Below are 22,013 nucleotides of genomic sequence, written 5' to 3'. Positions count from 1 at the left end.
TTAACATGACGAGAAATCGTCCGGTACATCGTCCGGTACCCAGAGCGGACTGGAACGGGAAGGCCGCCGTCGCGTGAGTACAGTCCATCAGCCAGACCTCAAGGGCCGCCCCGCGCGGCTCACCGTCGGTGTCGTCGGCGCCGGACGCGTGGGCCCCGCGCTCGCGGCGTCCCTGCAGCTCGCCGGGCACCGTCCGGTGGCCGTGTCCGGCGTCTCCGACGCCTCCCGGAGGCGCGCCGGGACCATGCTCCCGGACGTGCCGTTGGTACCGCCCGCCGAGGTTCTCCGGCGCGCGGACCTGGTGCTCCTCACCGTCCCCGACGACGCCTTGCCCGGCCTGGTCTCCGGGCTCGCGGACACCGGTGCCGTACGGCCGGGACAACTGCTCGCGCACACCTCGGGTAGGTACGGTGCACGAGTCCTCGACCCGGCCCGGCGCGCCGGCGCGTTGCCGCTGGCGCTGCATCCGGCGATGACCTTCACCGGCACTCCGATTGACGTGCAGCGGCTCGCGGGCTGCTCCTTCGGCGTCACCGCGCCGGAAGAGCTGCGACTGGCCGCCGAGGCCCTGGTCATCGAGATGGGCGGTGAGCCCGAGTGGATCAGGGAAGAGGACCGCCCGCTATACCACGCGGCTCTCGCCCTCGGCGCCAACCACCTGGTGACCCTGGTCGCCCAGTCCATGGAGTTGCTGCGCGCAGCCGGCGTCGAGGCACCCGACCGGATGCTCGGCCCGCTGCTCGGCGCCGCCCTGGACAACGCGCTGCGCTCCGGCGACGCGGCCCTCACCGGGCCCGTCGCGCGCGGGGACGCCGGCACGGTCTCCGCGCACGTCACCGAATTGCGCAAGCACGCACCGCAGACCGTGGCTGGGTATCTGGCGATGGCCCGGGCGACCGCCGACCGGGCCCTCGCGCACGGGCTGCTGAGGCCGGAACTCGCGGAGGACCTGCTCGGCGTGCTCGCCGACGGAACACACCGTGCGAACGCCGCTGACAGCACTGACAGCACCGAGGAGAACGAGGACAGCGAGGACAGCGAGGGCACCGACGGCACCGAGGGGAACGACCGATGACCACCGTCCTGCTGAGCACCGCGGGGGAGCTGCACGCGCGCGTGCGCCACGGCCGCCGGGCCGTCGTGATGACCATGGGCGCCCTGCACGAGGGCCACGCGACCCTGATCCGCTCCGCGCGGCAGATCGCCGGCCCGGACGGCGAGGTCGTCGTCACCGTCTTCGTCAACCCGCTGCAGTTCGGCGCCGGCGAGGACCTGGACCGCTATCCGCGCACCCTGGAAGCCGATCTGAAGCTCGCCGAGCAGGCCGGCGCGGACGCGGTGTTCGCCCCCTCCGCGGCGGAGGTCTATCCGGGTGGTGAACCCCAGGTGCGCATCTCGGCCGGCCCCATGGGCGAGCGGCTGGAGGGCGCGTCCCGGCCCGGGCACTTCGACGGGATGCTCACGGTCGTCGCCAAGCTGCTGCACCTCACCCGCCCGGACGTGGCCCTGTTCGGGCAGAAGGACGCCCAGCAACTGGCACTGATCCGACGCATGGTGCGGGATGTGAACTTCAGTGTGGAGATCGTCGCCGTGCCGACCGTGCGCGAGGAGGACGGGCTCGCCCTGTCCAGCCGCAACCGCTACCTCTCGCCCGACGAGCGGCGTACCGCGCTTGCCCTGTCCCGCGCGCTCTTCGCCGGCCGCGATCGGCACGCCGCGCAGGAGGCGCTGCGCGCGCGGGCCCGGGAAGTGCCCTCCACGCAGGCGCGTGCCGAGGCGCTCAGCGCCATAGGGGAGTCCCGCGCAGCTGCCGACGCGCACGCGGTGGCCACGGTCGCGCCCGGCGGTCCGGCGACCGTCCGTGCCGCCGCCGGCCAAGTCCTGGACGAGGCCGCGCACCTCGACCCGCCGCTCCAACTGGACTACCTCGCCCTGGTCGACCCCGCCGACTTCACCGAGATCGGTGCCGACTTCACCGGCGAGGCAGTGCTCGCCGTCGCCGCCCGGGTCGGCACGACCCGGCTGATCGACAACCTCCCCCTCACCTTCGGATCCCTCGGAGCCGCCTCGTGACCAGCACAGGCATACGACTGCACGCGCCCGCCCCCGGGTGGTCCATCGACGCGGACGTGGTCGTCGTCGGCTCCGGAGTGGCCGGCCTCACCGCGGCCCTGCGCTGTGAGGCCGCGGGCCTGACGACGGTCGTCGTCACCAAGGCCCGCCTGGACGACGGTTCCACGCGCTGGGCACAGGGCGGCATCGCCGCCGCTCTCGGCGAGGGCGACACCCCGGAACAACACCTGCAGGACACCCTCGTGGCAGGCGCGGGCCTGTGCAACGAGGAGGCGGTACGGATCCTCGTCACCGAGGGCCCCGACGCCGTGCGGCGGCTCATCGACACCGGTGCCCACTTCGACGAGTCATCCGAGGGACGACTGGCACTCACCCGCGAGGGCGGCCACCACCGCCGCCGGATCGCGCACGCCGGAGGCGACGCGACCGGCGCGGAGATCTCCCGGGCGCTCGTGGAGGCCGTACGCGCGCGTGGGCTGCGCACCGTCGAGAACGCGCTCGTGCTCGACCTGCTCACCGACGCCCACGGCTGCACGGCCGGTGTCACGCTGCACGTGATGGGCGAGGGCCAGCACGACGGGGTGGGCGCCGTGCACGCGCCCGCGGTGATCCTCGCGACCGGCGGCATGGGTCAGGTGTTCTCCGCCACCACCAACCCCTCCGTGTCCACGGGTGACGGCGTGGCGCTGGCCCTGCGCGCGGGCGCGGAGGTCAGCGACCTGGAGTTCGTGCAGTTCCACCCCACCGTGCTGTTCCTCGGCACGGACGCCGAAGGGCAGCAGCCGCTCGTCTCCGAGGCGGTGCGCGGCGAGGGCGCCCATCTGGTGGACGGCGACGGGGTGCGCTTCATGGTCGGTCAGCACGAGCTGGCCGAGCTGGCGCCCCGGGACATCGTGGCCAAGGCCATCATGCGGCGGATGCAGGAGCAGGACGCCGAGCACATGTTCCTCGATGCGCGGCACTTCGGTGCCGACATGTGGGAGCACCGTTTCCCGACCATCCTGGCCGCCTGCCGGGCCAATGGCATCGACCCGGTCGCCGAGCCCATCCCGATCGCCCCGGCCGCCCACTACGCCTCCGGCGGCGTCCGCACCGACGCTCACGGCCGCACGACCGTGCCCGGGCTCTACGCGTGCGGCGAGGTCGCCTGCACCGGCGTGCACGGCGCCAACCGGCTTGCCTCCAACTCCCTCCTCGAAGGCCTCGTCTACGCCGAGCGCATCGCCACCGACATCGCCACCTGCGGGGACGACGGCCGTCCCGGTACGCGCGTGCCCGAACCGGTCCGGTACTCCAACGAGCCGCAGCACCCGCTGCTCGCCCCGGAGACCCGGTTCGCCATCCAGCGGATCATGACCGAGGGCGCGGGTGTGCTGCGCTCGGAGGAGTCCCTCGCCAAGGCCGCCGAGCAGCTCCGGCACCTGCACAGCGAGGCCCGCGACGCGCTCGACCAGAACGGCAAGACCGCCGAGCCCGGCGTCGACACCTGGGAGGCCACCAACCTCATGTGCGTGGCCCGTGTGCTGGTCGCCGCCGCCCGGCTGCGCGAGGAGACCCGCGGCTGCCACTGGCGTGAGGACCACCCCGAGCGCGACGACACCCACTGGCGGCGCCACATCGTCGTGCGACTCAGGTCGGACCGGTCGTTGGCCGTGGGCACCACCGACACCGCAGATTTCCCCCCTGTCCTCCCGCAGGCTCCCGGCTCCGTCCGGGCAGGGAGGCACCCCCGTCCCCAGCGCCCCCAGGAGCAGTGACAGACGTGAGCACCGACGACCTTCCTCTCGCCCCGACCGGTGGCTGCGGCGACGGCTGCGCCTGCGGCGCGGACGGCGGAGAGGAGTACGAGAAGTACGTGGAGTGCGGGCTCGACCCCACGCTCGCCGAGCTGCTGGCCGCTTCCGGGCTCGACCCCGTGGAGGTCGAGGACATCGCCAACGTCGCCGTCCAGGAGGACCTGGACGGCGGCGTGGACGTCACCACCGTCGCGACCATCCCCGAGGACGCGGTGGCCACCGCGGACTTCACCGCGCGCGAGGCGGGCGTCGTGGCCGGCCTCCGGGTCGCTGAGGCCGTGCTCTCGGTGGTCTGCACCGACGAGTTCGAGGTGGAGCGGCACGTCGAGGACGGCGACCGGATCGAGGCCGGCCAGAAGCTGCTGTCGGTCACCACGCGTACCCGGGACCTGCTCACCGCCGAGCGCAGTGCGCTGAACATCCTGTGCCGCCTGTCGGGCATCGCGACCGCGACGCGCGCCTGGGCGGACGCCCTGGAGGGCACCCGTGCCCGCGTGCGGGACACCCGCAAGACGACACCCGGCCTGCGCTCGCTGGAGAAGTTCGCCGTGCGCTGCGGCGGCGGCGTCAACCACCGCATGTCGCTGTCCGACGCGGCCCTGGTGAAGGACAACCACGTGGTCGCCGCCGGTGGCGTCGCACAGGCCTTCAAGGCCGTCCGGGAAACCTTCCCGGACGTACCGATCGAGGTCGAGGTCGACACGTTGCACCAGCTGCGTGAGGTCGTCGACGCGGGCGCCGACCTGATCCTGCTGGACAACTTCACGCCCGGCGAGTGCGAGGAGGCCGTCGGTATCGCCGGTGGCCGGGCGCTGCTGGAGGCATCCGGCCGGCTGACACTCGGCAACGCGCGTGCGTACGCCGACACCGGCGTGGACTTCCTGGCCGTCGGCGCGCTCACCCACTCCTCGCCGATCCTGGACATCGGCCTGGACCTGCGCGAGGCGGAGTAACGGTCATGCTGCTCACGATCGACGTCGGCAACACCCACACCGTCCTCGGCCTGTTCGACGGCGAGGACATCGTCGAGCACTGGCGCATCTCCACGGACGCACGCCGCACGGCGGACGAGCTGGCGGTGCTGCTCCAGGGGCTGATGGGCATGCACCCGCTGCTGGGCGACGAACTCGGTGACGGCATCGACGGCATCGCGATCTGCGCCACCGTACCCTCCGTGTTGCACGAGCTGCGCGAGGTCACCCGGCGCTACTACGGTGACGTGCCCGCCGTCCTGGTCGAGCCGGGCGTGAAGACGGGCGTGCCGATCCTCACCGACAACCCCAAGGAGGTGGGCGCCGACCGGATCATCAATGCGGTCGCCGCCGTCGACCTCTACGGCGGCCCGGCGATCGTCGTGGACTTCGGCACGGCGACCACGTTCGACGCGGTTTCCGCGCGCGGGGAGTACGTCGGCGGCGTCATCGCACCCGGCATCGAGATCTCCGTGGAGGCGCTCGGCGTCAAGGGCGCGCAGCTGCGGAAGATCGAGGTGGCCCGGCCGCGCAGCGTGATCGGCAAGAACACGGTCGAGGCCATGCAGTCGGGCATCGTGTACGGATTCGCCGGGCAGGTCGACGGGGTCGTCAGTCGGATGGCGCGCGAGCTGGCGGACGACCCGGACGATGTGACCGTGATCGCCACGGGCGGGCTCGCGCCGATGGTGCTGGGAGAGTCCTCGGTGATCGATGAGCACCAGCCGTGGCTCACGCTGATCGGGCTGCGCCTGGTGTACGAGCGGAACGTGTCGCGCCTGTGAGGCGGCCGGCGCCCGCGGAGCGCCGGTGGTTCTGGATACCCGGTCAGGTCCGATGGCCCCGGTCGGGGGAAACCGAAAACGACATACCGCGACACATCATCTCGATCCATCACTTTTGTCCGATTAGCGATACCGTCGCGTGCATGCCCACGCCATACGGATCCCGCGGCGGCATGGCGTTCGGCGCGGAGGAGCTGTGTGTGCTCCGCCGCGCCCTCGCCCTCGCCCTTCACCCCGGCCAAGCCTCCACCGAGGACGTCCAGGACTGTTTCCGCCTCGCCGAGTCACTCGACGAGGCGATGAGTGAAGGGGTCAGACTGCGCGCCTTCCTGGTGGCCGACCTCGGCCGCTACCGCGCCGCCCTTCCAGGGACCGTCGGTGGTTATCTCGCCCTCCTGGAGGAGGCGCTGGGCGCCGGGTACCGGCCCGGGGTGGACGACCTCGCCGCGCTCCGGGCGCTGCGCGGGAACCCCGCGGCGGCGGCCCTGCTGGACCGCTGCCAGGCGTTGGCCGCGCAGGACGTGCGGGCCCGGTTCACGCAGGGTGCGCGCAGGGTCCCCGCACCCGCCGTACCACCCTCCCGGACCCGCCTGCTGGCCCTTCCGGGCGGTGTGGGCGACCCCGTGGTGCGGCAGGCCGAAGAGGCACAGAAGCCCGCACAGAAGCCCGCACAGAAGCCCGCACAGAAGCCCGCACAGAAGCCTGCGCCGAAACCCGCACAGAAGCCCGCGCCGAAGCCCGGGCCTGCCCCTGCGGAGCGCCCCGCTACGGAACCGGTGGCGCCGAAACGGCCCGTCCCCACGCCGGGTGAGGTCTTCCCGCGCCGCAAGCCCGTGCCCCCGGCGCAGACGCGACAACTCGCCGCGGGGTGAGCATCCGGCCTCGGGGCGCCCGGGCCCGCTCGGGTCCGTCCGGGTGGTTGGCGCACCCCGCCCTTTTCGCCCGTGCCCCCGTGGCTACCCTGGAGGCATGGACTATGTCTCCGCGCTCGTACCCCCGGTCGTGATGGCCGGGTTCTTCATCGCCGTGGTCAGGGTGATCGTGAAGACCCAGGGCGGCGCCGCCAAGGCCAAGGAGGACGCGGCCGTCGACTCCGTCCTCGCGCGTGCGGAGGGCACACGTCAGGCCTCCGCCGACGCCCACCAGGTCTGACGCGAAGGGGTCGAGCCGGACGGCGCCGGACCTGACCGCGAGGTCCGAAGGCGCCGGATCCTGGGGCGTCGACCCGGTCACCGCCACCTCGTCCAGCGCCGGGTGCTCCGCCCGCTGTGGACGGGCGGCCTCCGTGTGCGCCGGTGACGTCCGGATCGTGCGCCCTTTTTGTTCATGTTCATCGTCTTGGCGCACGTCCGGTGCGCCATTACCGGTATCGCCCACTATTGTTCTGAGCTGTGCCTCGCCCCTTGGGAGAACTCGAAGACGCGGTCATGACGCGGGTGTGGAAGTGGAACCGCCCGGTGACCGTTCGGGAAGTCCTGGAAGACCTGCAGCAGGAACGCTCCATCGCGTACACCACCGTGATGACCGTCCTGGACAATCTCCATCAGAAGGGCTGGGTGCGCCGCGAGGCGGAAGGGCGTGCCTATCGATATGAGGCCGTCTCCACGCGTGCCGCGTACGCCGCCGCGCTGATGAACGACGCCTGGTCGCAGAGCGACAACCCGGCCGCCGCTCTAGTCGCCTTCTTCGGGATGATGAGCGAGGAACAGCGTCAGGCCCTCCGGGATGCCGTACGCATCGTCCAAGGGCCGGAAGAAACCCGGGAAGCCGAAGCCCGGCAAGAGGAGAACCCCGGTTCCACCGAGGGCGGCAACGGACGATAGCGTCCGCTCATGTCAGCAGAGCGTCCCGAAGTCTCCGCAAAAGCCATCACCGTCCGGCGGGCCCGGACCAGCGATGTCCCTGCCGTGCGTCGTCTCCTCGACACCTACGCCCGTGACCGCATCCTGCTCGACAAAGCCACGGTCACGCTTTACGAGGACATCCAGGAGTTCTGGATCGCGGAACGCGACGACAACGCCGAGGTGGTCGGCTGCGGCGCACTGCACGTCATGTGGGAGGACCTCGCGGAAGTCCGCACTCTGGCGGTGAAGCCCGGTCTCAAGGGCGCAGGCGTTGGCCATCAGTTGCTGAAGAAGTTGCTACAGACCGCGCGCTGGCTCGGTGTGCGCCGGGTTTTCTGTCTGACCTTCGAAGTCGACTTCTTCGGGAAGCACGGCTTCGTGGAGATCGGTGAGACGCCGGTCGACACCGATGTGTACGCGGAGCTGATGCGTTCCTATGACGAGGGCGTCGCGGAGTTCCTCGGTCTCGAACGAGTGAAACCGAACACCTTGGGTAACAGTCGGATGCTTCTGCATCTGTGATCGCCATTGCCCAGGTGCCCTATGTCCGAAACGCGCATGTTTACGGGTGGGGTGCTGCACTGAACCTCTCCCGGGGGTTTGTGTTTTTCCGGCAAAAGCGGTTTGCTTTCCGACGTGCTGCAGTACTGCATATAACAGGGGCGGCGAAACGGCGGGCGCCGCACAGCCCTGACACCTCAAACGTTATCGATGAAAGGAAATCCGGTGGCACAGAAGGTTCAGGTCCTTCTTGTCGACGACCTCGACGGCGGCGAGGCGGACGAGACTGTGACGTTCGCGCTGGACGGCAAGACGTACGAGATCGATCTCACGACTGCCAATGCGGACCAGCTGCGCGGTCTTCTCGAGCCCTATGTCAAGGGCGGTCGTCGCACCGGAGGCCGTGCCTCTGGCGGGCGTGGAAAGGCGCGTGCCGCTTCCAGCGGTAACCAGGACACCGCGGCGATCCGCGCCTGGGCGAAGGAGAACGGCTTGGAGGTCAACGACCGCGGCCGTGTGCCCGCGGCGATCCGCGCGGCCTACGAGAAGGCCAACGGCTGATTCCGCGACGACCGGGACAAGGCCGACGGCCGGTCCCGTCGACGGGCGGGCGGCCCGGCGCAGGCGAGACGCAGTCGGACGCGGTGACACTGCGCTGCCACCGTGTCCACCAGTCGTACGAGATCGGGCGCACTATCCCCGCGCCCCATGGCCGGCAGCGCCGGCAGCGACGCCTCCAGCTCGCACCCGGTTCCAGGGGGCCGCAACCACACAGCGGCCCCCTGGGCGGAACCGTCCGGCCCCCAGCCTCGGGAGGCCGCCGGCGGCGCCGGCGCCGCCATGGCGTCCCCGACCCCCAGGGCCCGCAGATCTAGGGCGACGGCGCTCCACTCCAGCCAGTCCAGCAGTGCCGGCAGTTCCTCCGTGCTACCCGCGGCCACCAGGAGCCACATCCGGTCGCCGCTCAGCGCCACCGGGGACTCCGCCGCCAGGTGTCGCAGCGCCCCCGTACCCGCTTCGGCTGGTACGTCCAGGACGTCGAACCGCACCCCGGTGGGCAGTCGCAGCGGTCGCCCGGGCGCCGTCGCCCACCCCAGATCGCTCTCGTACCAGCACCGGACCCGGTCGTCCGCGCCGTCCGGACCAGACGGGAACGCAGCGGGTGATTCCGGTTCCGGGTCGAGAGGTGGCCGCGGAAGGGGGATCGTATGTGTCGTGAGGTGTGACGGCGATGAGGTTGATGCGGTGCCCGAGGAAGCCATGGGGGCCGAGCAAGCCATGCCACGTGCAACTGGCGAAGCGTACGAGAGGTTACGCTGGGTGTGCGATCAACCGCACAAGGTGCCGAAAGAGGGGGTGCGAGGGCCTCGGGGGAGGCGCAAGGCTGTTCGCCCATAGCGGAGCGAACCGGTGTGCGCGGCATGGAGTGTCAGCCCCCGCGGGTAAGACATGCCTAGTGAGAGGGGGCGACACGCAGGATGGGCTGTCTCACGTTCGCCATGGGCGTACTGGCGACTGGGGTAAGTGCCTGGCCTGCGGGAACATCGTCTCGCACCATCGGGTTGGAGCAGATGTCGGCGTTCGGGGTCAGGAGGCCATCGACGGTGTCGGCAGTTGGAATGAGCGGTCCCCGCTTGCGGGACTAAGCTGCGGAAGGACAGGGAGGGGAAGTTCCCCCCACTGCCTGACCGCTCTGAGGAGCGATTAACGATGTTCGAGAGGTTCACCGACCGCGCGCGGCGGGTTGTCGTCCTGGCTCAGGAAGAAGCCCGGATGCTCAACCACAACTACATCGGCACCGAGCACATCCTCCTGGGTCTCATCCACGAGGGCGAAGGTGTCGCCGCTAAGGCCCTGGAGAGCCTCGGCATTTCGCTTGAGGCGGTCCGCCAGCAGGTGGAGGAAATCATCGGTCAGGGCCAGCAGGCCCCGTCCGGGCACATCCCCTTCACCCCCCGTGCCAAGAAGGTCCTGGAGCTGTCGCTCCGCGAGGCCCTTCAGCTGGGCCACAACTACATCGGCACGGAACACATCCTGCTCGGCCTGATCCGTGAGGGCGAGGGCGTCGCGGCCCAGGTCCTGGTCAAGCTGGGCGCAGACCTCAACCGGGTGCGGCAGCAGGTCATCCAGCTGCTCTCCGGTTACCAGGGCAAGGAGACCGCCACCGCGGGCGGCCCGGCCGAGGGCACTCCCTCGACCTCTCTCGTCCTGGACCAGTTCGGCCGGAACCTTACCCAGGCCGCTCGTGAGTCCAAGCTCGACCCGGTCATCGGGCGCGAGAAGGAGATCGAGCGGGTCATGCAGGTGCTGTCCCGTCGTACCAAGAACAACCCGGTGCTGATCGGTGAGCCCGGTGTCGGTAAGACCGCCGTCGTTGAGGGTCTCGCCCAGGCCATCGTCAAGGGCGAGGTGCCCGAGACGCTCAAGGACAAGCACCTCTACACCCTGGACCTCGGCGCTTTGGTCGCCGGCTCCCGCTACCGCGGTGACTTCGAGGAGCGCCTGAAGAAGGTTCTCAAGGAGATCCGCACCCGCGGCGACATCATCCTGTTCATCGACGAGCTGCACACGCTGGTCGGTGCGGGTGCCGCCGAGGGCGCCATCGACGCGGCCTCCATCCTGAAGCCGATGCTGGCCCGCGGTGAGCTGCAGACCATCGGTGCGACCACCCTCGACGAGTACCGCAAGCACCTGGAGAAGGACGCGGCCCTGGAGCGCCGTTTCCAGCCCATCCAGGTCGCCGAGCCGTCCCTGCCGCACACGATCGAGATCCTCAAGGGTCTGCGCGACCGGTACGAGGCGCACCACCGCGTCTCCATCACGGACGAGGCCCTGGTGCAGGCAGCCACTCTGGCCGACCGCTACATCTCGGACCGGTTCCTGCCGGACAAGGCGATCGACCTGATCGACGAGGCCGGTTCCCGGATGCGCATCCGTCGGATGACCGCTCCGCCGGACCTGCGCGAGTTCGACGAGAAGATCGCCGGCGTCCGCCGGGACAAGGAGTCCGCGATCGACTCGCAGGACTTCGAGAAGGCCGCTTCCCTGCGCGACAAGGAGAAGCAGCTCCTGGCCGCCAAGGCCAAGCGGGAGAAGGAGTGGAAGGCCGGTGACATGGACGTCGTCGCCGAGGTCGACGGCGAGCTGATCGCCGAGGTCCTCGCCACGGCCACCGGCATCCCGGTCTTCAAGCTGACCGAGGAGGAGTCCAGCCGCCTGCTCCGCATGGAGGAGGAGCTGCACAAGCGGGTCATCGGTCAGAACGACGCCGTCAAGGCGCTGTCGAAGGCCATCCGCCGTACGCGTGCCGGTCTGAAGGACCCGAAGCGTCCTGGTGGTTCGTTCATCTTCGCCGGTCCGTCCGGTGTCGGTAAGACCGAGCTGTCCAAGGCGCTCGCGGAGTTCCTCTTCGGTGACGAGGACGCGCTGATCTCCCTCGACATGTCGGAGTTCAGTGAGAAGCACACGGTCTCCCGCCTCTTCGGTTCGCCCCCCGGCTACGTGGGCTATGAGGAGGGTGGCCAGCTGACCGAGAAGGTCCGTCGCAAGCCGTTCTCGGTCGTCCTCTTCGACGAGGTCGAGAAGGCCCACCCGGACATCTTCAACTCGCTGCTGCAGATCCTGGAGGACGGCCGCCTGACCGACTCCCAGGGCCGGGTCGTGGACTTCAAGAACACGGTCATCATCATGACGACCAACCTCGGCACCCGGGACATCTCCAAGGGCTTCAACCTCGGTTTCGCCGCCGCGGGTGACACGAAGACCAACTACGAGCGCATGAAGAACAAGGTGTCGGACGAGCTGAAGCAGCACTTCCGCCCCGAGTTCCTCAACCGTGTCGACGACGTGGTCGTCTTCCCGCAGCTGACGCAGCAGGACATCCTGCGGATTGTCGACCTGATGATCAGCAAGGTGGACGAGCGCCTCAAGGATCGGGACATGGGCATCGAACTGTCCCAGTCCGCCAAGGAACTGCTGTCCAAGAAGGGCTACGACCCCGTGATGGGTGCCCGGCCGCTGCGCCGCACCATCCAGCGCGAGGTGGAGGACACCCTCTCGGAGAAGATCCTCTTCGGCGAAGTGCGCCCCGGCCAGATCGTGGTCGTGGACACCGAGGGCGAGGGCGACGCCCAGACCTTCACCTTCCGTGGTGAGGAGAAGTCGACCCTGCCGGACGTTCCGCCGATCGAGCAGGCGGCCGGCGGTGCCGGCCCGAACCTGAGCAAGGACGCGTAACCCGCCGGCCGACGGGCCGGGAAAGGGGCCGGTGCCTTCGGGCATCCGGCCCCTTCGCCGTCTCTGGGCCCCGGCCCGCCGCCGAGTGCCGGGGCCTGTCCGTTCCGCCGCCGGCGGCACGGCAGGCGGACGGACGGGGTCCCACCGGAGACTTCGGCTGCCGTGCGTCAGGACAACTGTCCGTTGTAGTCCGGCAGTTTGAAGGACTTCTCGGCGTGACCGCCCGACAGGTCGGTGGCGCTGTTGCCGATGTTCGCGATGATCGTGTAGCCCTTGTGCTCGATGTCGACGCGCTGGGCGGTCTTGTAGGCGGCGACGTTCTTGAAGAGGTCGAACAGCCCGCGGGTATAGAGGCCGGAGACGTCGTAGCCGTCGTGGTGCAGGTTGTACTCGGTGGGCCAGTAGATGACGCTGGGCCGGGCGGTGACGAAGAAGAGGGAAACGCCGTGCTCCTGGGCGTATTCGGCGACCTTCAGAACGGGCTTGTTCGCCGGCTGGGGATAGCTGAAGCCGTAGTCGGTCTCCAGCGTGGTGTTGTCGATGTCGAAGACGATCGCCTGCCTCTCGCCCGGCTTGGCGCCGGCGACGCGGCCCTTCACGTACGGCAGGGCCCGGTCCATCACCTCCTGGCAGTCCTTTTGCCAGGTGGCGTAGTCGACCTTCGTGGAGGTGCTGGAGGCGCTCGACGAGTCGGAGGAACTACGCGCCGTCGCGGCGTGGACCGGTGCGGCCGTCGCGGCCAGGGCGGCCAAGGAGACGGCGGTCACGGATATGCGGTGAGCCCAGGGGCGTTTGGTCATCGGTGGGGGGTCCTCTCACGTCCGTACACGTGCCTGAATGTCAGGGGCATGATCTGAGGTGAGGATGGCGCGAGGGGAACCGTAAGGTTACCGACCGGTAGATGCCTAGGGGTGTGCGTCACATTTTCCTGCCCGCCCATGCGGTCGGCCGGTGATAAGCCGCACAGGCGATTTATCCGGTACTAGCCGAGATAGTGGAATCCAAATATTGGACAAAAAGGGCGTTCTCCGCGGAGTCCTGCGTGAAGGAACGGCGACGTCAGGGCAGGTGCCCAAAGAGTTGCCGGCCTGTCAAGAAGTGAATGGTTTTACATTCGCCTACTACTGAATGCCGTAGATGGGCGTTTTGTGGGTCGATGGGGTGCTCGGTTACCAAAGGACGGCCGCTCTGGTGCATATCTGTGCGCCGGGCGGCCGACCCGTCCCCGAGTCCATGAGGTCCCGATGTTCCAGCGCGTCATGTCCCGCTCTTCCCGTACGTCCCCGCTCCGCACCCGGGTGGCCGTCCTGGCTGCCGGAATCGGCGCCACGGCCGTGCTGGGAACCGGGGTTGCCAGCGCCGCCACCGCGTCCGCCACCTCCTGGGTCGACCCGGTGAAGAAGTACACGCTCTCCGCCAGCTTCAACCAGGCCGGCAGCCACTGGGTCGCCAAGCACAGCGGTCAGGACTTCGCCGTGCCGACCGGCACCGAGGTCGTCGCCGCACATGGCGGCACCGTCGTCAAGGCCGGCCCCAACGGTGCCGGTGACGGTCCCGCGTACGGCAACGCCATTGTCATCAAGCACGGCAACGGCAGGTACTCGCAGTACGCGCACCTGTCCCGGATCGACGTCAAGGTCGGCCAGGTCGTCAGGACCGGTCAGCACATAGCCCTGTCCGGCTCCACCGGCAATTCCACCGGCCCGCACCTGCACTTCGAGATCCGCACCACCCCGAACTACGGTTCCGCCATCGACCCGGTCGCGTTCCTGCACTCCAAGGGCGTGAAGGTCTGACCTACCGGTCCCGGCGGGCGTGCTCGTGCGCCTGCCTGACCATGTCCAGGGCGACTTCGAGGGAGGCCTTGCGCTTCCTCTCGGGGTCGCCCTCCAGGTCCTGCATCACGAACAGTCCGGCGTGCAGCGTGAACAGTGCGCTGAGGGAACGGACCTGGTCGACCAGGTCGGCCTCGGGGTCGATGATGATGTCCTTCAGGCCGCGCATCCGGTCCCGGAAGGTGTCGCCGATGCGCAGTTCCCGCACCGTCGCCTGGTTCTCCTGCATGAATCGGAAGAGGGGTTCCGCCTCGGTCAGCGCCGCACTGTAGCGCCGGACGATCTCCTGCTTCGTCTGCAGGGTGTGCGGCTGTTCCCGGCCCCACTCGATCAGGTCCTCGATCGGCTTCGTCAGATCCTCGAAGAGGCTGACGATGATCTCTTCCTTGGTCCTGAAGTGGTAGTACAGGGCCGCTTTGGTGACGTCGAGGCGCTCGGCGATCTCGCGCAGGGAGGTCTTCTCGTACCCCTGCTCCGCGAAGAGTTGGAGTGCTACGTCCTGGATGCGCTGGCGGGTGTTGCCGCGGCGCTGCTGCTTGGTGCCGTCCATGGTGCCGACCATCCTCGTACTCCTCGCACTTCCGCGGAAACTTACTTGACGCCCGGCTAGTGACGGGTCTACCTTCCGAGTGTAGTGAACTAGCCGGGCGGCAAGTAAGTGGTGCCGTAGGGGGAGAGGGAAGAGATGGCGGGCACAGCCGAGAGCGCCGTGGAGGACCAACAGCCCAGGAGCGTGCGCGTGGTACTGCTCGCGCTCATGATCGCGATGATGCTCGCGATGCTCGACAACATGATCGTGGGCACGGCGATGCCCACCATCGTGGGCGAACTGGGAGGCATGGAGCACCTGGCCTGGGTGGTCACCGGCTACACCCTGGCCACCGCGGCATCGACTCCGATCTGGGGCAAGCTCGGTGACATGTACGGGCGCAAGGGAGCCTTCCTCACCTCGATCGTGATCTTCCTGGTCGGTTCGGCGCTGAGCGGTATGGCGCAGGACATGGGGCAACTGATCGGCTTCCGGGCCCTGCAGGGACTCGGCGCCGGAGGACTGATCGTCGGCGTCATGGCGATCATCGGTGACCTCGTGCCGCCGCGGGAGCGGGGCAAGTACCAGGGCATGATGGCCGCTGTCATGGCGCTCGCGATGATCGGCGGCCCGCTGGTGGGTGGCAGCATCACCGACAACTGGGGCTGGCGCTGGTCCTTCTACATCAACCTGCCGCTCGGCGTGGTCGCGCTCGTGCTGGTCACCGCCGTGCTGCACCTGCCGAAGAAGCGGGCCAAGGCGGGCATCGACTACCTCGGCATCCTGCTGCTGACCGTCGGGATCACCTCCATCGTGCTGGTCACGACCTGGGGCGGCTCCGAATACGCCTGGACCTCGGCGCGCATCATGGAGCTGATCGGGATGGGCGTCGCCGCGCTGGTCGGCTTCGTGTTCTGGCAGATGAGGGCCGCCGAGCCCGTCCTGCCGCTGCACATCTTCCAGAGCCGCAACTTCACCCTGATGGCGGTGATCGGCTTCGTCGTCGGCTTCGTGATGTTCGGTGCCACGCTGTTCCTGCCGCTGTACCAGCAGGCGGTGCAGGGGGCCTCCGCGACCAATTCCGGTCTGCTGCTCCTGCCGATGCTCGGCGCGATGCTCGTGACCTCGCTGGTCGTCGGACGGGTCATCACCAGCAGCGGTCGCTACAAGGTCTTCCCGGTCGTCGGTGGCGTCCTGATGGTCGTCGGCATGTACCTGCTGTCCCAGATGGACACGAGCACCACCCGACTGACTTCGGGTCTCTACATGGCCGTGCTCGGCCTGGGCATGGGCTGCCTGATGCAGATCACCATGCTGGTGGCGCAGAACAGTGTGCAGATGAAGGACATGGGCGTCGCGTCCTCGTCCGCGACTCTCTTCCGCACGCTCGGTTCGTCCTACGGCGTGGCCATCATGGGTGCCCTGTTCAACCACCAGGTGCAACACGTCATGGCCGAGAAGGCCGGGGCACTGGGCAAGAACGTGACCGAGACGTCGGCGCGGCTGGACGCGAAGAGCCTGCAGCACCTGCCGCCGCTGGCGCGGGAGGCGTACCAGCACGCGGTGTCCGCCGGTACGCACGCGGCGTTCCTGCCGGGCGCGGTGATCGCCCTGGTCGTCCTGGTCGCGGCGCTCTTCGTGAAGGAAGTGCCGCTGCGGAGCGGTCAGGAGACGGCGTCCGCCGATGGTGCGGACTCGGTGTCGGCGTCCATGGCCGAGGCGGTATGAGCAGTTTGTGAGCGGCTGAACGACCGCGTCCGACGAGCCGGTCGGGCCAACCGGGCCGAGCGAGCCGGCGGGGAGGGACGTCGAGCCGAAGGCTCCAGCGGGTGTCCGCCCCGGGGCCTTCGGCTGTTCGGTCCGCTCGTCTGCGGGCCCCGGTCAGCCCGCGCCCCCGGACAGTGGCAGCACCGGATAGCTTCCGGTGTCCGTCGGGGCGTGTTCCGGGAGCCACAGCACGGCCACCGCGCCTTCCGCCGGGGTGCCGGCGGGAGCTCCGCCAGGGCGTACGTTGCGGAACGTCAGACGGGCGCCCAGCACCCGGGCCTGGCCGGCCGCGATGGTCAGGCCGAGGCCGTGGCCCTGCCCGGCGCGGTCCTTGCTGCCGGTGCGGAACCGGCTCGGGCCCTCGGCGAGGAGTTCCTCGGGGAAGCCGGGGCCGTGATCGCGGACCCGGATGACCCGGCCCTCGACGGTCACCTCGATCGGTGGCCGGCCGTGCCGGGCCGCGTTGGCGAGCAGGTTCAACAGCACCCGTTCCAGACGCCGCGGGTCGGTGGTGACCTCCGACTCGTGCACCACTCGGACGTCGATGTCCGGGTCCTTGACGGCCACCCGGCGGCTGACGAACTCGCCGAGCAGGATGTCCTGCAACTCGGCCCGTTCCGAGGCCCCGTCCAGCCGGGCCACTTCCAGGACGTCCTCGACCAGAGTGCGCATGGCCTTCGCCCGGTCCAGTACCAGTTCCGTGGGCCGGCCCGGCGGCAGCAGTTCGGCTGCCGTCAGCAGGCCGGTCACCGGGGTGCGCAGCTCGTGGGCGATGTCGGCGGTGACCCGCCGCTCCGCCTCCAGCCGTTGCCGCAGCGCGTCCGCCATGGCGTCCACCGCCCGCGCGAGATCGTCGGTCTCGTCCCGTACGACCCCGCCGATGGCCTCCCGCACCCGGACGTCGGTCTCGCCCTTGGCGACCTGGTTGGCCGCGGCCGCCGCTTTGCGCAGCCGCCGGGACAACTGACCGCCGATCAGCACGCCGAGCGCGCTGCCGCCCAGTACGACCGCGACGGAGCCGATCACCAGGGCCTGGTCGAGGTCGTTCATCACGTCGGTGCTGCGGTCCGGCAGATGGCTGTGCAGGGACAGCACGTGCCCGTCCTTGGCCGGAACGGCCGCCCAGATGTCCGGCACCCCGCCGTGGTCGGTGACGTCGCTGACCCTGCGGCCCTCCTCGACCTTCTCCCGCAGCGCGGCCGGCAGCCCGGGGTCGTCGACCCTGATGTTGGGGAAGTTCGGGCCGCGGTTCTGCTCGTAGTTGCGCTGCGCGATCTGCACCCGTTGGTTGGCCAGGTCGCGCGCGTTGTCCAGCATCGAGACCCGGGCGGCGTTGTGCACGACCAGGCTGAGCGCGGTGGCCACCAGACCGGCGACCAGTGCGATCGCCGCGCTGAGCTTCCATCTGAGCCCGGTCTTGAGACCCGCGCGCTCCATCCAGAGTGCCGGCCGCCGAAGGATGCCCCGCATGTCTGCCCCGCTCAGGCCTTCAGCTTGTAGCCGAAGCCGCGGACCGTCTCGATCCGGTCCTGGCCGATCTTCTGGCGCAGCCGCTGCACATGCACGTCGACCACCCGGGTGTCCCCGCCCCAGCCGTATTCCCACACGCGTTCCAGCAGCTTGTCACGGGAGAGCACGGTGCCCGGCGCGGAGGAGAACTCCAGCAACAGACGCATCTCGGTCGGGGTGAGCGCCACCGGCTGCCCGGCCCGGTGCACCTCCATGCCCTCGGTGTCGACCTGCAGGTCGCCGAAGCTCAGCGTGCCGCCGTTCACCCCGGAGGCGGACTCCTCCGCGTGCGTGACCCCGCCGGCGTGTCCGAAGCGGCGCAGTACCGCGCGGATGCGTGCCACCAGCACGGCGCCGTCGAAAGGTTTGGTCACGTAGTCGTCGGCGCCCGCCTCCAGGCCCAGGACGACGTCGATGGAGTCCGCGCGCGCCGACAGCATGATCACCGGCACGGTCGACTCGTCCCGGATGCGCCGGCACAGGCTCACGCCGTCCAGGCCCGGAACCATGACGTCCAGCAGTGCGATGTCGGGGCGGTTCGCCCGGAACGCCTCCAGGCCGGACAGGCCGTCAGGCATCGCGGTGACCGCGAAACCGTCCCGCTCCAGGGCGAGCTGGGTGGCCTCGCGGATGACATCGTCGTCCTCGACGAACAGGACGTGGGTCTGGTCTGCCATCCCGGTGCTCTCAGTCCTCGTGGTGTGTGCCGTGGGTCAGTTGTCCTCGGCCGGGGCCACGGTGCCCAGGCCGGCGGACTTGCTGTACTCGTTGCGGACGCTCTTGCCGGGGACGAATCGTCCCCCCTTCCACCTGTAGGGGGTCACGATCTCACCGGACGGGCTGGAGACCGGGTCGCCCTTCTCGTAGAACTGTCTGGTCACTGACAGTTGGCCCTCTTCGATGTCCGCGTAGACCGGTGATTCCTCGGTCTTGAAGACGTTCTCGAACGTGCCCTTCTCGTCCCGGTACACATACGAGCCGATCCCGACCGCGTCGGCACAGGTCAGTACGTTGATGACGACGTCGTCCACCGGGCCACCGGTCAGATCGCCGTACGAGACGTCGAGCGGGTACTCGTGGCCGGTGCACGGCTTCAACCCCCGCTTGACCGATTCCGAGACCGCCGGGTCCCTCAGGAGCAGCGCCACCGCGTCCACCCGCCGGTAGGTACCGGACGGGCTCGGCACGGGGGAGGCTACGGCGCCTGCCACCGCCGATGCGTGCGCCGGGCCCTCGTCCCGGGCGCCCGTGCCCCCGGTGCCGCAGGCGGCGGCGAAAAGGGCGAGGGCGGTGATCGAGGCCACCGCCGCGATCACCGCCAATGAACTCCCTCGGGCCTCCTCGGACCCGGCCCCGGTCAGGCCGCGCAACGCTCCCGCTCCTCACGCTCCAGCGCGCGTGCGTCCAGATCGCGGGCCTCCAGCTCCTCACGGAGCCGGGCGAGCGCCCGGTGCAGCGTGCTCTTGACCGTCCCGGCCGACATGCCAAGGGCCGTGGCCGTCTCCTCCGTGGACATCTGCTCCCAGTGTCGCAGCACCACGACACTGCGCTGCTTCGGTGCGAGCACTTTCATCACATCCATCAGCAGGGCCCGGTCGGCATGCTGCTCGGTGGAGTCTTCCACCGAGGCGTCCGGCAGCTGCTCGGTGGGGACCTCCTCCAGCTTGCGCGCCCGCCACCACTCGGTCCGCGTGTTGATCATCACCCGGCGCAGGTACGCGTCGGCGAGCCGTTTGTCGGCGATGCCCTCCCAACGGCCGTACGTCCGCACCAGTGCGGTCTGCAGCAGGTCCTGGGCGTCGACGGGGTCCGGGACCAGCCGGCGGGCACTGCGCAGCAGCGCCTCCTGCCGGGTGCGGACGTACTCCTCGAATTCGAGCACCTCGCCCTGCGCCATGATCGACCGCCTCCGTTCCCCGTTGTTCCTCCGGCCCCTGCCGGAGGTCCCGCGTCGCCTGCCCTCGTGGTCTGCCGGGCACGGAGAAGAAGCTACGGAGTGGTTGTCACGGCGCTGTGCGTACCAGCCTGCGGCTAGCAATCGGCTATCCGTCGGTTGTGTAACGGAAGCAGAAAATGGGTAAAGAGGATGCCCCTTGTGCTCCCTTTCATCATGGATTATCCGTACGGATACTCCGTAACGGTGGCCGGAAGGCTGTGACTTGGCTTTTCGTCAGCTGAGCGGCAGCCGGTACAGGCCACCCGGCAGCGGCTCCACCAGACCGTCCGTGACGAGCCCGTCCAGCGCGCGGGCGCGCTGCACCGGCTCGTGCCACACCCGGTCCAGCACCGGCTGCGCCACCGGCGCGTGTGCCTCCCGCAGGACGGCGAGGAGCTTGCCGCGCACCTGCCGGTCCGTGCCGGCGTACGTCTGCCCCCGGCGCGGCGGCCCGGTGTGCTCCGGCTTGCCGGCGAGTCGCCAGGCGCACTGGGCGGCGATCGGGCACTGCCGGCAGCTCTCGTTCCTCGCCGTGCACACCAGCGCGCCCAGTTCCATGGAGGCGGCGGCCCACCGGGCGGCGGTCCCCTCGTCCTCGGGCAGCAACTCCCGGGCGAGTCGCCGCTCGGCGGCCGTGGTTGCGTTCGGCGGGTACTGCACACCGGTCACCGCCCGGGCGAGGACCCGGCGCACATTGGTGTCCAGCACCGCGTGCCGCTGGCCGTACGCGAACGAAGCCACCGCGGCGGCCGTGTACTCACCGATCCCGGGCAGTGCAAGCAGTTGTGAGTGGTCCGTGGGGACGTCACCGCCGTGCCGTTCCGCTATGGCGACCGCGGCGCCGTGCAGCCGCAGGGCGCGGCGCGGGTAGCCGAGCCGGCCCCAGGCGCGAACGGCCTCTCCGGGTGCCTCCTTCGCTAGGTCGGCGGGGCGTGGCCAACGGGTGAGCCACTGCTCGTAGACGGGTAGCACCCGGTTGACCGGGGTCTGCTGGAGCATGAACTCGCTGACCATCACACCCCACGGGCCGGCCTCCGGGCGGCGCCAGGGGAGGTCGCGGGCATGGGCGTCGAACCAGGCGATCACGGGGCTGTGAAGCTTCTCAGTCATGGCCTTCCGATCCTGCCACGGGTTGGCGGACCGGAGGGGACATGACGGGTGACGGCGCGGCCACCGTGCGTGGTCGAGGGTGAAGAGGCCTGCCCGTGAAGGTAGTTGCCGGGATGATGATCCGGAAAAGTTGGTGTCCGTGCGGCGGGTGACGCAAGCAAGCGCGACGATCTCTCGTACAGTTTGCGCCGTGGGATCTCTGCGCAATCCGGTCGGGCCGCTTCCCTCCTCCATCTACTGGCGTCGGAGGGTCGTCATGCTGTCGGTGGTCGCCGTGTCGGCGCTGCTGGTCACATGGATCGTCGTCGCCGGCGGCGGGGGCGGCAAGAAGAGCGTCGATCGGTCCAACGGCAAGAATCCCGTGCACACGATCACTCCTGGGCCGACGCCGTCCGGCTCCGCGATCAGCCAACATCCTGGCGGGCGCGACGAGTCGGGTGGCGGGGACTCCAGCGGCAGTGGTTCCGGTTCGGGTGACGGTTCCTCCGGGGCCGGCGGGGTGGGCGGCCGCTCGGAGTCCGGCGGCGGTGGCACCGTCAGTAGGGGCGACACGCTTCCGGCCTCCTCCACGCTGCCCGACTGCACTTCCGGTGCGGTGTCGCTGAGCCTACGGAGCCTGCACAACACCTACTCGCCGGATCAGACGCCGGCCTTCGACGTCACGGCGAAGAACACGTCGTCCGCTGACTGCAAGGTGGATCTCGGGCCCCGGAATGCGGTGTTGACGATCACGCCGGCGGACGGGGACAACGCCTACTGGTCGTCGGCCGACTGCCCCAAAGGCGCGCGGAGCCTGGTGTTCCGGGTGCCTGCGGGCGGGAGCATCACCTATACCGTGAAGTGGGACCGGAAGCCGAGCGTCCCGCAGTGCGGCACGCCTTCCGGGGGTTCGGCGAAGGCGGGGACCTACTTGTTGGAGGGGAAGGCGCCGGGTTTCCGGAAGATGCAGGCGTCCTTCGTGCTGTCCGCCGACTAGAAGGCTCCTGAGCCCTCCAGCAGTGTTTCGAAGGTCCTGTGCGGCGAGGGTGCGTGCCGGGCGCCGTGGGTGCTGTGCGGGACCCTCGAAAAACCCCCGAGTGCCGCGGGAACGTCGCCCCTTGCGACGCTAGTGCCGCAACGGC

Annotated in this window: 22 protein-coding genes; 14 read left to right on the top strand and 8 right to left on the bottom strand. The window is 69.6% G+C overall.

Features of this window, described 5'->3' with window-relative positions:
* Positions 1-73: 73 nt before the first annotated feature.
* The 10 genes from LK06_RS13710 (at position 74) to LK06_RS13665 (ending at position 8,531) form a co-directional block, all read left to right on the top strand.
* Complete coding sequence (locus LK06_RS13710; protein ID WP_039654233.1) at positions 74-1,075, top strand: Rossmann-like and DUF2520 domain-containing protein; 1,002 nt, start codon at positions 74-76, stop codon at positions 1,073-1,075.
* The gene (panC, locus tag LK06_RS13705) at positions 1,072-2,073 is read left to right on the top strand and encodes a pantoate--beta-alanine ligase (protein WP_039654232.1); all 1,002 of its coding nucleotides are present in this window, start codon (positions 1,072-1,074) and stop codon (positions 2,071-2,073) included. Before LK06_RS13710 ends, panC begins: the two co-directional genes overlap by 4 nt.
* On the top strand, positions 2,070-3,830 hold the full coding sequence (locus tag LK06_RS13700; protein WP_039654231.1) for an L-aspartate oxidase: 1,761 nt from the start codon (positions 2,070-2,072) through the stop codon (positions 3,828-3,830). The genes panC and LK06_RS13700 overlap by 4 nt, the downstream gene beginning before the upstream one ends.
* 5 nt (positions 3,831-3,835) lie before the next feature.
* A complete protein-coding gene (gene nadC / locus LK06_RS13695) occupies positions 3,836-4,822 on the top strand; it encodes a carboxylating nicotinate-nucleotide diphosphorylase (RefSeq protein WP_043404256.1) in 987 nt (328 codons plus the stop codon).
* Between the two features lie 5 nt (positions 4,823-4,827).
* Positions 4,828-5,625 (top strand): type III pantothenate kinase, encoded by a 798-nt coding sequence (locus LK06_RS13690; protein ID WP_039654229.1) that lies wholly within the window; start codon positions 4,828-4,830, stop codon positions 5,623-5,625.
* Between the two features lie 173 nt (positions 5,626-5,798).
* Positions 5,799-6,497: a hypothetical protein gene (locus tag LK06_RS13685; RefSeq protein WP_043432556.1), complete on the top strand. Its 699-nt coding sequence runs from the start codon at positions 5,799-5,801 to the stop codon at positions 6,495-6,497.
* Positions 6,498-6,594: 97 nt separating this feature from the next.
* A complete protein-coding gene (locus LK06_RS13680; protein WP_039654227.1) occupies positions 6,595-6,777 on the top strand; it encodes a hypothetical protein in 183 nt (60 codons plus the stop codon).
* Positions 6,778-7,052: 275 nt separating this feature from the next.
* Positions 7,053-7,448: a BlaI/MecI/CopY family transcriptional regulator gene (locus LK06_RS13675; RefSeq protein ID WP_039654226.1), complete on the top strand. Its 396-nt coding sequence runs from the start codon at positions 7,053-7,055 to the stop codon at positions 7,446-7,448.
* 9 nt (positions 7,449-7,457) lie between these two features.
* Positions 7,458-7,991 carry an amino-acid N-acetyltransferase gene (locus LK06_RS13670; protein ID WP_039654225.1) on the top strand — a complete coding sequence of 178 codons (534 nt, stop codon included), beginning with the start codon at positions 7,458-7,460 and terminating at the stop codon, positions 7,989-7,991.
* 204 nt (positions 7,992-8,195) lie between these two features.
* On the top strand, positions 8,196-8,531 hold the full coding sequence (locus LK06_RS13665; RefSeq protein WP_039654224.1) for a histone-like nucleoid-structuring protein Lsr2: 336 nt from the start codon (positions 8,196-8,198) through the stop codon (positions 8,529-8,531).
* On the opposite strand, the gene LK06_RS13660 is transcribed toward LK06_RS13665, so the two are convergent.
* Positions 8,510-9,232, bottom strand: a complete 723-nt coding sequence (locus LK06_RS13660) for an SCO3374 family protein (protein WP_234367406.1) — start codon at positions 9,230-9,232, stop codon at positions 8,510-8,512. The genes LK06_RS13665 and LK06_RS13660 overlap by 22 nt on opposite strands.
* 448 nt (positions 9,233-9,680) lie before the next feature.
* Between LK06_RS13660 and LK06_RS13650 the strand changes: the two genes are divergently transcribed.
* Complete coding sequence (locus tag LK06_RS13650; RefSeq protein ID WP_039654223.1) at positions 9,681-12,206, top strand: ATP-dependent Clp protease ATP-binding subunit; 2,526 nt, start codon at positions 9,681-9,683, stop codon at positions 12,204-12,206.
* Positions 12,207-12,373: 167 nt separating this feature from the next.
* On the opposite strand, the gene LK06_RS13645 is transcribed toward LK06_RS13650, so the two are convergent.
* The gene (locus tag LK06_RS13645) at positions 12,374-13,006 is read right to left on the bottom strand and encodes an HAD family acid phosphatase (protein WP_039654222.1); all 633 of its coding nucleotides are present in this window, start codon (positions 13,004-13,006) and stop codon (positions 12,374-12,376) included.
* Between the two features lie 444 nt (positions 13,007-13,450).
* Between LK06_RS13645 and LK06_RS13640 the strand changes: the two genes are divergently transcribed.
* On the top strand, positions 13,451-14,002 hold the full coding sequence (locus LK06_RS13640) for a M23 family metallopeptidase (protein ID WP_039654221.1): 552 nt from the start codon (positions 13,451-13,453) through the stop codon (positions 14,000-14,002).
* Between the two features lies 1 nt (position 14,003).
* Here LK06_RS13640 and LK06_RS13635 read toward each other — a convergent pair whose 3' ends face one another.
* A complete protein-coding gene (locus LK06_RS13635; protein WP_039654220.1) occupies positions 14,004-14,603 on the bottom strand; it encodes a TetR/AcrR family transcriptional regulator in 600 nt (199 codons plus the stop codon).
* Between the two features lie 123 nt (positions 14,604-14,726).
* On the opposite strand from LK06_RS13635, the gene LK06_RS13630 reads away from it, so the two are divergent.
* Positions 14,727-16,298, top strand: a complete 1,572-nt coding sequence (locus LK06_RS13630; RefSeq protein WP_174673866.1) for an MDR family MFS transporter — start codon at positions 14,727-14,729, stop codon at positions 16,296-16,298.
* A 153-nt stretch (positions 16,299-16,451) separates the two neighbouring features.
* On the opposite strand, the gene cseC is transcribed toward LK06_RS13630, so the two are convergent.
* The 5 genes from cseC to LK06_RS13605 form a co-directional block, all read right to left on the bottom strand.
* On the bottom strand, positions 16,452-17,807 hold the full coding sequence (cseC, locus tag LK06_RS13625) for a two-component system sensor histidine kinase CseC (RefSeq protein WP_039654219.1): 1,356 nt from the start codon (positions 17,805-17,807) through the stop codon (positions 16,452-16,454).
* An 11-nt stretch (positions 17,808-17,818) separates the two neighbouring features.
* Positions 17,819-18,523, bottom strand: a complete 705-nt coding sequence (gene cseB, locus LK06_RS13620; protein ID WP_039654218.1) for a two-component system response regulator CseB — start codon at positions 18,521-18,523, stop codon at positions 17,819-17,821.
* 36 nt (positions 18,524-18,559) lie between these two features.
* Positions 18,560-19,216 carry a hypothetical protein gene (locus tag LK06_RS13615; protein ID WP_234367405.1) on the bottom strand — a complete coding sequence of 219 codons (657 nt, stop codon included), beginning with the start codon at positions 19,214-19,216 and terminating at the stop codon, positions 18,560-18,562.
* Positions 19,204-19,743, bottom strand: a complete 540-nt coding sequence (locus tag LK06_RS13610) for a SigE family RNA polymerase sigma factor (RefSeq protein ID WP_039654216.1) — start codon at positions 19,741-19,743, stop codon at positions 19,204-19,206. The genes LK06_RS13615 and LK06_RS13610 overlap by 13 nt, the downstream gene beginning before the upstream one ends.
* Positions 19,744-20,016: 273 nt before the next feature.
* On the bottom strand, positions 20,017-20,892 hold the full coding sequence (locus LK06_RS13605; RefSeq protein WP_039654215.1) for an HhH-GPD family protein: 876 nt from the start codon (positions 20,890-20,892) through the stop codon (positions 20,017-20,019).
* Positions 20,893-21,082: 190 nt separating this feature from the next.
* On the opposite strand from LK06_RS13605, the gene LK06_RS13600 reads away from it, so the two are divergent.
* Positions 21,083-21,868 carry a hypothetical protein gene (locus LK06_RS13600; RefSeq protein ID WP_174673865.1) on the top strand — a complete coding sequence of 262 codons (786 nt, stop codon included), beginning with the start codon at positions 21,083-21,085 and terminating at the stop codon, positions 21,866-21,868.
* Positions 21,869-22,013 lie beyond the last annotated feature (145 nt).

The sequence above is a fragment of the Streptomyces pluripotens genome, assembly GCF_000802245.2.
Taxonomy (GTDB): Bacteria; Actinomycetota; Actinomycetes; order Streptomycetales; family Streptomycetaceae; genus Streptomyces; species Streptomyces pluripotens.
This window is presented reverse-complemented; position numbering and strand designations above follow the sequence as displayed.